Source organism: Streptococcus sp. 17.1, assembly GCF_016648655.1.
GTDB classification, from domain to species: Bacteria; Bacillota; Bacilli; order Lactobacillales; family Streptococcaceae; genus Streptococcus; species Streptococcus salivarius_E.
On the sequence record NZ_JACLQM010000003.1, the window covers coordinates 92,117 to 105,402 of the forward strand.

Sequence of the window (13,286 nt, forward strand, 5' to 3'; positions counted from 1 at the left end):
TAAATATAATTTTTGCTCGTTTATTTTACTTAAAATTAGTGGTATTGTCAACATTTATTAAGAAATTGCGACAGTTTTTCCAAGCCTTTTTGAAGAACTTCCTTGTCACAGCAATAACCGATGCGGACATGTGACTCCTTGTCAAAACGGTTACCCGGAACCACAAGAACACCATAGTCTTGAAGAAGCTCTAAGGCAAAATCTTCGATAGGACGATTGACATCTAATTTGACGAAAGAGGTGGAAACACTGGCAGGTCTAATCCATGACGCCTTAGGTTCTTTGACAATCCAAGCATCCATGATGGCTAGATTTTCCTCTACAATCTGACGATTACGTTCTAGGATAGCTTCTTTATTTTCCAGGACAAGGGTAGCCACCATATCGTCGAAGACACCGGCACAAATCATTGTGTAATCGCGGTAGTCCCGCAGAATGTCTGCCACCTCAGTATTAGAAGCTACCCAACCAACTCGAATACCAGGAATCGAATAGGTCTTTGAAAGACTGTTGACCGCAATTCCCTTTTCATATAAATCAACAATAGAAGGTGCAGGCTGGTCAAAACTGCGATAGACCTCATCTGAGAAGATATAGGCACCCACTTCTTTGGCGATAGCCACTAGGTCCTCAAGGTAAGCAGCATCCATAAGGGCACCGGTCGGATTATTAGCATTGTTAATGCAAATCATCTTGGTATTGGGACGAATCAGACGACGTAGTTGCTCCAAATCAGGCAACCAGCCCTTGTCCTCCTCAACTTCCCAGAGATCCACTTCTGCTCCTAGTGACTTAGGAATGTCATAGAGCTGTTGATAGGTTGGATACATGGAGATGACATGGTCCTCAGGCTCAACGAGAGCATAGAGTGCCAACATAGTAGCTCCTGTAGCTCCGTTGGTTTGGAGGATGTTATCAACTGGCATGTTCTTGTATAAGCTAGCTACCTGAGTTTTGAACTCTGGTGAACCTTCAATCCAGCCGTAATCCATCTTTTTCTTTAGTAATTGGGCAAAAAAGGCGTCCTTATCAAGACCTGATAGGTCAAACAATTCTCCCATTGTGAGGGCCTTAATTGAAACTCCTGCGATATCATAAATGGCAGATTTCTCATGGACATTAAGCCATTCTTCAACACCAAAACGTGGTAGCTTCATAGTTTCTCCTTGCTTTTCTTAAGCACTCTATACGATGTCATTTGTCTATTTGAACAGACTTACCTACTTTGATAATAACTGTTTTTAGCAGAGAATTCAATAAAAAATGGGGTATTGCCCCATTTAGATTTAAGAATTTTTAGAGGCTCCCCTTAAGTGAGTAAAGCGAGAACCAAACGAGACTTTTCACTGTTGATGAAAGCACCTAAATTGTACTCGTTTCAGGTGCTCGGGAGTTTTAAATTTACTTACTTTGTTTGTAGGTTGATGCTTCTTTCAACCATTGGTCAAATTTTCCAGAGTCCTTAGTCTCTTTGATGACGGCATTGATTTCTTTAAGCAAGTCATCTGAACCCTTACGTGTTGCGACGGCATAAGCATCTGTGCCATCTGACTTGAGGTTAAAGTTGGCAAGGGTTAAATCATCATTTTGAGCGATATAACCTTCTGCAATCGCCTTCTCAAGTACAACTGCTTGAAGCTGACCTGACTTGAGTTCGTTAATCATTTCACCATTTGAAGTTAGTGATACGACACTTGCCTTAGGGATTTGTTTCTTAGCAACGGTTTCTTGGACAGACCCTTTTTGCGTACCGACCGTTTGTTTTGCGAGACTATCAGTGCTTGTGTAGTCATTTACCTTGTCTTTTTTGACAATCACTACATTTTCTGACGTATAGTAGCTGTCTGAAAAATCATAAACTTTCTTACGTTCGTCAGTCACCGAAATCCCTGCAATGGCGATATCGGCTTTACCACTTTGTACGTTAGCAAGAACATTATCAAAAGACATCACGGAAAATTCAACCTTTACACCGAGTTTTTCACCGATAGCTTTGGCCAATTCGATATCTGCTCCAACCAGCGTATCTTTGCCGTTAACCAATGATTTAAACTCAAAAGGCGCAAATTCAGATTCTGTTGCCACGACAATTTTTTTCTTTTCCTTAATCGTTTTGGGACTTACTCCCTGACTTCCACTACAAGCAACTAGAAAGCACGTGGCGACTAGAGCTGTAAGGATAAACCAAAATTTCTTCATATAATAACCCCTTATTTAGTAGAACTCTTAAGTGAAAGAGCATAGGCATCTTTAACATAGCTGTCAATCTTACCTTCTTTTTTGAGTTTAGCGATAACCTTATTAACCTTTGCTTTTAGCTTATCGCTTCCTTTAGGCATTGCGACAGCATAGGCATCTTTTGAATCAGACTTGAGCGCAATGTCTGACACAGCTAAGTCACTATTTTGGTCTACATAACCTTGTGCAATGGCTTTTTCAAGAACTACTCCTTCAACTTGACCAGATTTCAATTCATTGATAGCTTCACCAGGCTGTGCCAAGGATACCACATTAGCATCTGACAAGTTGGCTTTGGCGATGTTTTCTTGAATAGAACCTTTTTGAACAGCTACAGATTTTTTAGCAAAATCACCTGTTTGTTTGTAAGTTCCTGTCGCATCTTTTTTGACAACAAGAACCGTTTCAGACTCATAGTAGGTATCTGAGAAATCAAAGATTTTCTGACGTTCTTCAGTAGCTGAGATTCCGGAAATGGCGATGTCTGCCTTACCAGATTGAACATTGGCTAAGACATTATCAAAAGACATTTCAGAAAATTTGACTTTTACACCAAGCTCATCTGCAATAGCCTTAGCAATTTCGACATCTGCCCCAACAATCGTATCCTTACCATTTTGGATTGTCTTGAATTCAAAAGGAGCAAAGTGTGGATTAAGAGCAACTGTCAAAGTTCCTTTATCTTGTACCTTTTCCAAAGTGTCCTTCGACGAAGAACAAGCTGCTAAAGTCGTCAAAGCAAAGATCCCTGCAAATCCCAACAAAAGTTTTTTCCATGTTTTCATAATCAATCTCTTTTCTATATTTATTAACTTATATAAGTATAATAATGTATTATTATGCATTTGTCAATGAAAAATGAACTTTTATTGATTAAAATTTTCATTTTTATTAATTTTATTATCGCTACAAAATCTGAAAATCGTTTATTTTAAGCTTTCTATCTGTTTTTAAAGACAAAAAAACTATTCATTCATTTGAATAAATAGTTCATTTTTTTACCAAAATTCTCGGATAAAGTCATTTTCAAGACGCTCACGATAGAAAAGCTCGGAAAGTTGATCCTCTTCAAACACTCGCAGGAGGTTGAGCATATCATAGGCTAGATCCATGTTAGGTACATCCTCTCGAGCAACCCAACGGACTTCTCCCTCTACTGTCGAATGAATGTCTCCTTCAAAGTCTGAAGTTCTATAGAGGAACACCAGATAACGCTCGTCATCTGTCGTGTACCAATGTTTCATACCAACTAGCTTAGGATTTCTGATGGTCAAGCCAGTTTCTTCCTTGACCTCACGGATAACTGACTCAACTAGCCCCTCGTGTGCTTCGATATGACCACCTGGCAAGGCAGCTCCCGACCAAGAATAACGCTTGGGATCGCGGATTTGCATGACAATATGTCCATGACCATCTTCGATGAGACACATATTGGTCAGAATAGTTGCTTGTGAACGTGACATATAGTTCCTTTCTAGTAAGTAATCAAATAAAACCATGACAATCAATCATTTTGTCGTAAATAAAGATAAAGAGCAGCATACAAAACTATAAAGAATACATAACCAAATATTGATATCCAAACAAGTTCTCTTCTTATCGTCCACAGGGGCTCAAAAATAATTTGCGTATAATTCTCCCACTCTCCCCCTGTTTCAATTTTTATACCTTCTATAGCATGCGTTAGAAACACAAAGAGGTTCAAATTTAAACACAAGAAAGCCGTCATTTTTCTCTGGTGCTTATGGATAAGAAACAGGATGGGCCATAGAAGAAAGTTACACTCAAACGGAAACAGTATTCAACTTCTATACAAAGTGGGGAAATAAACATAAGCCAGTAAAGAAATCCCCAAACCTGGTATAAAAAGACAGATTGTCTTAAACCAACTTAAATTCAATGTTGCCTCCTTTTTTGCTAGCACATCTTGCTAAAGCATTAACCTAACGTTTAGGACTTCTAATCCATACTCTTCAGTTCTAACACCATGTCACGAATTTGAGCTGCCAATTCAAAGTCAAGCAGTTCTGCTGCTTCATGCATTTGTTTTTGGAGTTTCTTGATGGCTTCTTGACGTTCTTTCTTGTTCATGGCACTGTAGTCCACACTATCCTCTGCCACTTCTGCTTCATTAGCCTTGGTAATAGAAATAAGGTCACGAATTTCTTTCTTAATCGTTTGTGGAACAATGCCATGCTCCTTATTATAGGCTATCTGGATTTCACGACGACGAGCTGTTTCATCCATGGCCTTCTGCATAGACTCTGTAATCTTATCCGCATACATGATAACGTGCCCCTCACTATTTCGGGCAGCACGTCCGATTGTTTGGATAAGTCCACGTTCATTACGAAGGAAGCCTTCCTTATCAGCATCCAAAATAGCAACCAGACTAACTTCAGGAACGTCAATTCCCTCACGAAGAAGGTTAATACCGATAAGAACATCAAAGACACCCAAACGTAGGTCACGGATAATCTCAGTACGCTCTAGAGTCTTAATGTCAGAGTGCATGTATTTGACCTTGACACCCATTTCCTTGAGATAGTCAGTCAAGTCTTCAGCCATCTTCTTAGTCAAAGTTGTTACAAAGACACGCTCGCCTTTTTCAGTACGGGCATTAATTTCACCAAGGAGGTCATCCATTTGACCCATAGTTGGACGAACTTCGACTTCTGGATCAAGAAGCCCTGTCGGACGGATGATTTGCTCAACCACAGTCTCGGTCTGTTCCATCTCATAGTCGCCTGGGGTAGCAGAAACATAGACAATCTGATGCACATGACTCTCGAACTCCTCGCGTCGGAGGGGACGGTTATCAAGCGCCGATGGCAAACGGAAACCGTAATCAACCAACATCTTCTTACGAGCTTGGTCCCCGTTATACATTCCCTTAATCTGACCCATTGTCATGTGACTTTCATCAATCATGATGAGGAAATCTTCTGGGAAGAAATCAAGCAAGGTGAACGGTGGCTCGCCCTCTTTTCGCCCATCCATGTGTCGTGAATAGTTTTCAACACCATTTGTGTAGCCCATCTCACGAAGCATTTCAACATCGTATTCTGTCCTTTGGCGGATACGTTGAGCCTCGATGAGCTTACCCTCAGCTTCAAATTGTTTAACTTGAGCTTCCATCTCTTCCATAATATTCTTGATGGCCTCTTCCATATGCTCTTCATTAGTCATAAAGTGAGTCGCCGGGAAAAGAACAAGGTGCTCGACCTCACCGAGATTGCGTCCTGTCAAACTCTCAATCTCACAGATGCGGTCAATCTCATCACCGAAAAATTCGACACGAAAGGCGTGCTCATCACGGCTGGCAGGGAAAATCTCGACCACATCACCGCGTACACGGAATTTTCCACGTTGGAAATCAATGTCATTTCGCTCAAACTGGATATCAACTAGGTCATTGAGCAACTTATCTCGAGAAATTTCTTGGCTTGGACGAAGGCTAACCGCTGAATCGGCATATTCCTTAGGCGAACCCAAACCATAAATACAAGAAACGGAAGCTACAACGATAACATCATTACGTTCGAGGAGGGCCGAGGTTGCTGAGTGTCGTAGCTTATCAATTTCATCATTTACAGAGCTATCTTTTTCGATATAGGTATCCGATGACGGTACATAGGCCTCTGGCTGATAGAAATCATAGTAGGAAACGAAGTATTCTACAGCATTGTCTGGGAAAAACTCCTTGAACTCTCCATAAAGCTGACCTGCCAAAGTTTTATTGTGGGCGATAACCAAGGTTGGTTTATTGACGCGCTGAATGACCTGACTCATGGTATAGGTCTTACCTGTCCCTGTCGCCCCCTTTAGGATTTGAGCTTTCTCACCACCTTCAATATTGTCCACCAAGGCTTCGATGGCCTGAGGTTGATCCCCAGAAGGTTCATATTTAGAAACCAAATGAAATTGGTTGTCTTCTTTTCTATCTATCATGGTTTTTCCTTTCATTTATGTAATCATTCATCTCTTGGTCGGAGAAAAATTCTCCTTCTGCGATAGGAATGTGAATCATTTTTGTCTCAGCAACGTATTTTCGCTTTTTTCTTGTCTGAAAACCAAGTTTTTTATCATATTTCAAGGCCGTTTTACTATCATTGAAAAAAATGTATAAAACTCTATATCTCTGCCTTTCCCAAGACCTTATATTTCCGAAATCATCGATACGTTTTAGAATATAGTATATAGTCGACGAGTGTTTGGCATCATCCATTGGCGTTGACCAATCCTTCATAACCAAGTCAATCTCAGACAGCGGAATCTCAAAGGTTACTCGTCCACATAACCTTCCATAATAAATAAAGGTATCATTGTTAATTTCCAAAATTTTTTTATGACCCTTAAGTCTCACAATACCGTCAACTAAATTAGTCAGAGCATGAAGAAATATTAGTAAAATGAAGAAGGCAACACAATTATCTACAAAGTTCCCAAAACGATAATCATCTATAAGAAACCAGCAGAATAGACCGGTGGAAGCGACAAGAAATATAAGTCCATAGACAATTTGAACACAAATCATACCTCGCTCAAGTCTAACTCTCATCTCTTCCCCTTTTCCAAACTTTCTTCTATTTTAACACAGAAGTAAAAAGACCGAGTCTTTGAACTCAGCCTTAAAAGTTTTCTTTTTTCAATTGTAGACGAAGGATAATAATCACTACCAAGAGAACGAGACAGGTAACGATATTCCCTTCCAGACCAAAGGCTCCACCTGATAACCAATCAGGCACGCCTGACCTGGCCTGAAAGTGCAATAAGCTACCGCCTGCATTCTGCCCACTAACTGCCACGCCAACTAGATTCCCTTGCGCGAAGTTCCAAGCACCGTGAAAGGCAGCGACACCCCAGATATTATCTGTCTTGAGCATGTAAAGAGCCATGAGAACCCCTACTAGAACAATACTGATTAGAGACAAGGCGGTAACACCTTGATTTCCTAGGTGTAATATTGAAAAGAAAGAACTTGAAATAGCAATTCCCCAAGAAAGGTTCAATTTATTAGTCACCGTCTGAAGTAACCAACCACGTGTCACCAGTTCCTCGGTTCCGCCTTGGATAAACCAGAAGGGGATTAGGGATAATATATATAAGAGGGTTCTCTGAGAAAAGTCTACTTTTACAAATTCTAACCCTCCAAGTAAATAAGTCCCAAAGAAACTAACTAACAAGAGTAGAGTCCCAAGCCCCCAGCCCTTAAGCAAGTTCAACCAAATATGACCCTTGAAAAATCCAAGTGTACGAATGGGACGTTTTTCAACAACTTTAACCCAGAAAAAGATAACTAAGGCAGTAAAGGCAAATGTTCCCAACTGAAAATACATGTTTGAAAACATCTTATAGGAAATCGTATTTATATCCTGGAACTGAATGTTACCATTTAATACTAAGAAAGAAAGAACAATCGCCATTGGAATTCCCACAACAATCCCTGATAGAAATCCACCTACAAGGACATAACCAAAGGCAATAAAACAGGACAGCATAATCATCAGCCAACTTGGAACTTTATCATATCGGCTAGTATATTTCTCAAGCATACGTTTCTTCATTTTTTAGCTCCTGTAACAAATCTTACATGTATTCGATTACAGTGTAACTAATTGACACAAGCTTGTCAACTTCTTCTCAGATAGCTCTCATAGCTAACGAACCTTGTTACATTTCCTAACATCGAACTCCAAGAAGTTTGATAACAAGACCTTTTTTTGATAGAATAGGAAGGTATTTTATAAAGGAGACTTTTTATAATGAAGAAAAAACTTCTGACACTCTTCTTGAGTGCCATGTCAGTTTTCTTTGTTTTCGGAGTTAAGGTATCTGCTGAAACAATTTCAGTCGTTTCAGACACAGCCTATGCCCCATTTGAATTCAAAGATTCTGATCAGACCTACAAAGGTATCGACGTTGATATCATCAACGAAGTTGCCAAACGTAAAAATTGGGATGTTAACCAAACCTTCCCTGGTTTCGATGCAGCTGTTAACGCTGTTCAATCAGGCCAAGCAGACGCCCTAATGGCCGGTACTACTGTTACCGACGCACGTAAGAAGGTCTTCACTTTCTCAGACACTTATTACGACACTTCAATTGTTATCTATACACGTAGCAGCGACAAAGTCAGCGACTACAAACAATTGAAGGGTAAAACAGTCGGTGTTAAAAACGGTACTGCTGCTCAAACTTGGCTTGATAAAAACGCTAGCAAATATGGTTTTACAGTTAAAACTTTTGACACTAGCGACTTGATGAACAATAGCTTGGATTCTGGTTCTGTTGACGCAGCTATGGACGACACACCAGTTGTTAAATACGCTATTGGTCAAGGAAAAGACTACGCTATCAACATTAAGCCTGAATCTATCGGTAGCTTCGCTTTCGCTGTTAAAAAAGGCGGAAAACACGAAAATCTTATCAAAGACTTCAACGAAGCTCTTAAGGAAATGAAGAAAGACGGCACCTACGACAAAATCATGAACAAATGGTTGGGTGACTCAGAAAAATCTTCTTCATCAAAACCTTCAGCAGATCTTAAATTGACTGGTGATGCTAACGCAAAAGCCACTCCTGTTAAGGAAACCTACACTATCTCAATGGACTCATCTTTTGCTCCATTTGAATACCAAAATGGTTCAGGTAAATATGTAGGTATCGATGTCGATATCATCAATGCCATTGCTAAAAACCAAGGTTTCAATGTCAAATTGACAAACCCTGGTTTCGATGCATCACTTAATGCTGTACAATCTAGCCAAGCTGATGCCGTATTGGCTGGTATGACCATCACTGATGCTCGTAAACAAATCTTTGACTTTTCTGATCCTTACTACACATCAAACATTCGTTTGGCTGTAGCTAAAGGAAGTAAGGTTAAATCTTACAAGGATCTTAAAGGTAAGACTGTAGGAGCTAAGAATGGTACATCATCATACTCATGGTTGGAAGACCACGCTGGTGAGTATGGCTTTACTGTTCGTGCTTACGATGAAGCTTCTACTATGTACGACAGCTTGAACTCTGGTTCAATCGATGCTCTTATGGATGACGAAGCCGTTCTTCTATACGCTATCCAACAGGGACGTAACTTTACAACACCAATCGAAGGTATTGCCACTGGTGAAGTCGGCTTTGCCGTTAAAAAAGGTGCTAATCCTGAGTTGATTGAGATGTTCAACAATGGTTTGGCTGCTATCGTTAAAGATGGTACTTACGATAGGATTATCAATAAATACCTCGATAGCAACAAATCAAAAGAAGGAAGCTCGAAAAAAGCTACCGATGAAACAACCATCGTAGGCTTGATTAAAAACAACTACAAACAACTTCTCCAAGGTCTTGGAATTACCCTTGGATTGACCCTTCTTTCATTTGCTATTGCCATGATTATCGGTGTTATCTTCGGTATGATGGCAGTTGCACCAAACAAGACACTCCGCGTGATTTCTCAAGTCTTTGTTGACGTGGTCCGTGGTATCCCATTGATGATCGTTGCAGCCTTCATCTACTGGGGTATTCCTAACTTAATTGAAAATATCACTGGTCACCAATCACCAATCAATGACTTTGTGGCAGCGACAATTGCCCTCTCACTTAACGGTGGTGCTTATATTGCCGAAATTGTACGTGGTGGTATCGAAGCTGTTCCTATTGGTCAGATGGAAGCTAGCCGAAGCTTGGGTGTCCCTTACAATACAACAATGCGTAAGGTTATCTTGCCACAAGCGGTTCGCTTGATGTTGCCAAACTTCATCAACCAATTTGTTATCTCATTGAAAGATACGACTATCGTATCAGCTATCGGTTTGGTTGAACTCTTCCAAACTGGTAAAATCATCATTGCTCGTAACTACCAATCATTCCGTATGTATGCGATCTTGGCCATCCTTTACTTGGTCATCATCACATGCTTGACGAAATTGGCTAAACGACTAGAAAAGAGACTTAAATAATGGCTGAATTGAAAATCGATGTGCAGGACTTGCACAAATCATACGGCGACAATGAAGTCCTTAAAGGCATTGACGCCAAATTCTACGAAGGTGACGTTGTATGTATCATCGGTCCTTCAGGTTCAGGTAAATCAACCTTCCTTCGTACGCTTAACCTACTTGAAACAGTGACATCTGGTAAAGTAGTCGTTGATGGCTATGAATTATCAGATCCAAAGACAGACCTTGACAAAGCCCGAGAAAATATCGGGATGGTCTTCCAACATTTCAACCTCTTCCCACACATGACAGTCCTTGAAAACGTGACATTTGCACCTGTTGAACTCGGACGTATGAACAAGGAAGAAGCTGATAAATTAGCTATGGATCTTCTTGATCGTGTTGGACTTGCTGACAAGGCAGATGCAATGCCAGATAGCTTGTCAGGTGGACAAAAACAACGTGTGGCGATTGCACGTGGTTTGGCAATGAATCCTGATATCATGCTCTTTGACGAACCGACTTCTGCCCTTGACCCTGAAATGGTCGGAGACGTTCTTAACGTTATGAAAGAATTGGCAGAGCAAGGTATGACCATGATTATCGTTACTCACGAAATGGGATTTGCTCGTCAAGTTGCCAACCGAGTAATCTTTACTGCGGACGGTGAGTTCCTCGAAGATGGTACTCCAGATCAAATCTTTGATAACCCACAACACCCACGTTTGAAAGAATTCTTGGACAAGGTTCTAAACGCCTAATTATCAAAACAGTTACTCTTGCTAGAGTAGCTGTTTTTGATTACCATTTTGGATAAGAAAAACAGAGCAAGTGCTAGACTTGCTCTGTTTCTTCATTTAGTTCAGGGTGTTTTGCTGCTTCTTCCCTTGCCAAGCGTTCACGCTCAAGACGGAGTTTTCGGTTAGGATTTAAGCGCGTAAAGAGTTCTTCAAGTTTCTTTGGATTCCAAACATCGGCCGCAGAAACAAAATTTCCATCTTTATCCCTAAAGGATATCGGTTTATCTCCCATTGTAAACCTCTTATTTCAATATTTTTAAATTCGCCGACTTCACACAGTTAGTAAGGTTGATAGGCAGTCCGCCATAGCGGCTGCCGTAGACTATCTTGTGCTTCAGCACTTAGAGAGTCTTGCTTCGGTTACGACACGAAGGAAAGTCGGTCGATTATACCGACTTTACGTAGTTAGTGAGGTTGATAGGCAGTCCGCTATAGCGGCTGCCGTAGACTATCAAGTGCTTGGCACTTAGAGAGTCTTTCATAGTCACGACACGAAGGAAAGTCGGTCGATTATACCGACTTTACGCGGTTAGTGAGGTTGATAGACAGTCCGCCATAGCGGCTGCCGTAGACTAGCAAGTGCTTGGCACTTAGAGAGTCTTTCATGGTCACGACACGAAGGAAAGTCGGTCGATTATACCGACTTTGCGCAGTTAGTGAGGTTGATAGGCAGTCCGCCATAGCGGCTGTCGTAGACTATCAAGTGCTTGGCACTTAGAGAGTCTTTCAACGTCAATCCACAAACTCAAATTCGAAGTTACCAATACGAACGATATCGCCATCCTTAGCACCACGTTCACGAAGCGCTTCATCAACTCCCATACCACGCAATTGACGTGCAAATTTCATGATAGATTCGTCACGTTCCATGTTAGTCATGACAAAGAGTTTTTCAAGTTTCTCACCAGAAAGTACCCATGAAGCATCGTCATCACGGCTAATTTCAAATGGACGTTCATCCTCGTTAAAGCCGTAGTACACTTCTTCTTGTTCCATATCGTCTTCGCTATAGAGCAAGAATTCATCTGTCTCATCAAGCAATTCTGCAGTAGCTTCCAAGAGATTTTCCAAACCTTGGTGAGCCAAACTTGAAATTGGGAAAATTTGTGGCAACTCATCAAATTCATCATAGTTAGCAGCCAATTTTTCCTTAAACTCTTTCAAGTTTTCCTCAGCCCCAGGCATGTCCATCTTATTAGCCACAATAATTTGTGGACGTTCCATCAAGCGAAGGTTGTAAGTTTCCAACTCTTTGTTAATTTGAAGATAATCCTCGTAAGGATCACGCCCTTCACTCGCTGACATATCAATCACATGAAGGATAACACGTGTACGCTCAATGTGGCGAAGGAACTGTGTTCCCAAACCAACACCCTGGCTAGCCCCCTCAATCAATCCTGGAAGGTCAGCCATGGCAAAGCTCTCACCTGACTTCGTACGAACCATCCCCAAGTTAGGAACGATAGTCGTAAAGTGATAGGCACCAATCTTTGGTTTTGCTGCGGTTACCACACTGAGGATTGTTGATTTACCAACAGATGGGAAACCAACCAAACCAACATCAGCCAAAATCTTCAATTCCAATTGAAGTTCACGTTCTTCACCTGGTTCACCATTTTCAGCGATTTCGGGAGCAGGGTTACGAGGTGTCGCAAAACGAATATTTCCACGTCCACCACGTCCACCGTGAGCAACGACAAACTCTTGGCCATCCTCAACCATATCAGTAATAACCTTGCCTGTCTCAGCATCACGCACCGTTGTACCAGGTGGGATGCTAACGATGAGGTCTTCAGCGCCTCGACCGTGCATTCCCTTGGTCATCCCTTTTTCGCCATTCTTAGCCTTGAATTTACGATTATAACGAAAATCCATAAGGGTACGCAAACCTTCGTCAACCTTGAAAATGACTGAGCCACCCTTACCACCGTCACCGCCCCAAGGACCGCCATTGGGTACATATTTCTCACGACGGAAGGCAACCATCCCGTCACCACCACGACCAGCTTTGACACTAATCTTGGCTGTATCTAAAAACATACTCATCTCTATTTCTCTCTTTCTGATTTGTATGCCATGTACAAATTCAATCACAAACGAAAGAATTTCCGACATACACAAAAAAACGCTTGATAGCGTCTTAAAGGACAGCTGCGACTGCTTGGAAAATCAATGCCCCAACTGTTACTAATAGCATAATCAAAACGACCAATACTGTTAGACGTTCAAAAAATGATTTCTTACGTGGTCCGTTATCTCCAAATGCCACTTGAATATACCTCGTTTTTTCTTCTATTATTTCACA

The 13,286-nt window shown here is 41.1% G+C and carries 12 protein-coding genes; 2 read left to right on the forward strand and 10 right to left on the reverse strand.

What is annotated here, in order from left to right:
* Window positions 1–47: 47 nt before the first annotated feature.
* The 7 genes from H7T99_RS03110 to H7T99_RS03140 form a co-directional block, all read right to left on the reverse strand.
* Window positions 48–1,157, reverse strand: a complete 1,110-nt coding sequence (locus H7T99_RS03110) for an aminotransferase (RefSeq protein ID WP_037602912.1) — start codon at window positions 1,155–1,157, stop codon at window positions 48–50.
* A gap of 244 nt (window positions 1,158–1,401) precedes the next feature.
* Window positions 1,402–2,199 carry a transporter substrate-binding domain-containing protein gene (locus tag H7T99_RS03115; RefSeq protein WP_037602910.1) on the reverse strand — a complete coding sequence of 266 codons (798 nt, stop codon included), beginning with the start codon at window positions 2,197–2,199 and terminating at the stop codon, window positions 1,402–1,404.
* A gap of 11 nt (window positions 2,200–2,210) precedes the next feature.
* A complete protein-coding gene (locus tag H7T99_RS03120; protein WP_037602907.1) occupies window positions 2,211–3,023 on the reverse strand; it encodes a transporter substrate-binding domain-containing protein in 813 nt (270 codons plus the stop codon).
* 213 nt (window positions 3,024–3,236) lie between these two features.
* Window positions 3,237–3,701, reverse strand: a complete 465-nt coding sequence (locus H7T99_RS03125) for an 8-oxo-dGTP diphosphatase (RefSeq protein WP_037602904.1) — start codon at window positions 3,699–3,701, stop codon at window positions 3,237–3,239.
* 496 nt (window positions 3,702–4,197) lie between these two features.
* A complete protein-coding gene (gene uvrB, locus H7T99_RS03130) occupies window positions 4,198–6,189 on the reverse strand; it encodes an excinuclease ABC subunit UvrB (RefSeq protein WP_037602897.1) in 1,992 nt (663 codons plus the stop codon).
* Window positions 6,179–6,799, reverse strand: a complete 621-nt coding sequence (locus H7T99_RS03135) for a hypothetical protein (protein WP_037602896.1) — start codon at window positions 6,797–6,799, stop codon at window positions 6,179–6,181. The genes uvrB and H7T99_RS03135 overlap by 11 nt, the downstream gene beginning before the upstream one ends.
* A 70-nt stretch (window positions 6,800–6,869) precedes the next feature.
* Entirely contained in the window at window positions 6,870–7,805 is a 936-nt protein-coding gene (locus H7T99_RS03140) for a CPBP family intramembrane glutamic endopeptidase (RefSeq protein ID WP_037602895.1), read from the reverse strand.
* 198 nt (window positions 7,806–8,003) lie between these two features.
* Between H7T99_RS03140 and H7T99_RS03145 the strand changes: the two genes are divergently transcribed.
* Both H7T99_RS03145 and H7T99_RS03150 read left to right on the forward strand, forming a co-directional pair.
* Window positions 8,004–10,202, forward strand: coding sequence for an ABC transporter substrate-binding protein/permease (locus H7T99_RS03145; RefSeq protein WP_037602894.1), 2,199 nt, complete (start codon window positions 8,004–8,006; stop codon window positions 10,200–10,202).
* Window positions 10,202–10,942 (forward strand): amino acid ABC transporter ATP-binding protein, encoded by a 741-nt coding sequence (locus tag H7T99_RS03150; protein ID WP_002884797.1) that lies wholly within the window; start codon window positions 10,202–10,204, stop codon window positions 10,940–10,942. Before H7T99_RS03145 ends, H7T99_RS03150 begins: the two co-directional genes overlap by 1 nt.
* Window positions 10,943–11,015: 73 nt before the next feature.
* On the opposite strand, the gene H7T99_RS03155 is transcribed toward H7T99_RS03150, so the two are convergent.
* The 3 genes from H7T99_RS03155 to H7T99_RS03165 form a co-directional block, all read right to left on the reverse strand.
* Window positions 11,016–11,213, reverse strand: a complete 198-nt coding sequence (locus H7T99_RS03155) for a hypothetical protein (RefSeq protein ID WP_002884415.1) — start codon at window positions 11,211–11,213, stop codon at window positions 11,016–11,018.
* 500 nt (window positions 11,214–11,713) lie between these two features.
* Window positions 11,714–13,027, reverse strand: a complete 1,314-nt coding sequence (gene obgE / locus H7T99_RS03160; protein ID WP_022496325.1) for a GTPase ObgE — start codon at window positions 13,025–13,027, stop codon at window positions 11,714–11,716.
* Between the two features lie 94 nt (window positions 13,028–13,121).
* Entirely contained in the window at window positions 13,122–13,250 is a 129-nt protein-coding gene (locus H7T99_RS03165) for a DUF4044 domain-containing protein (protein WP_002884629.1), read from the reverse strand.
* Window positions 13,251–13,286: the final 36 nt, after the last annotated feature.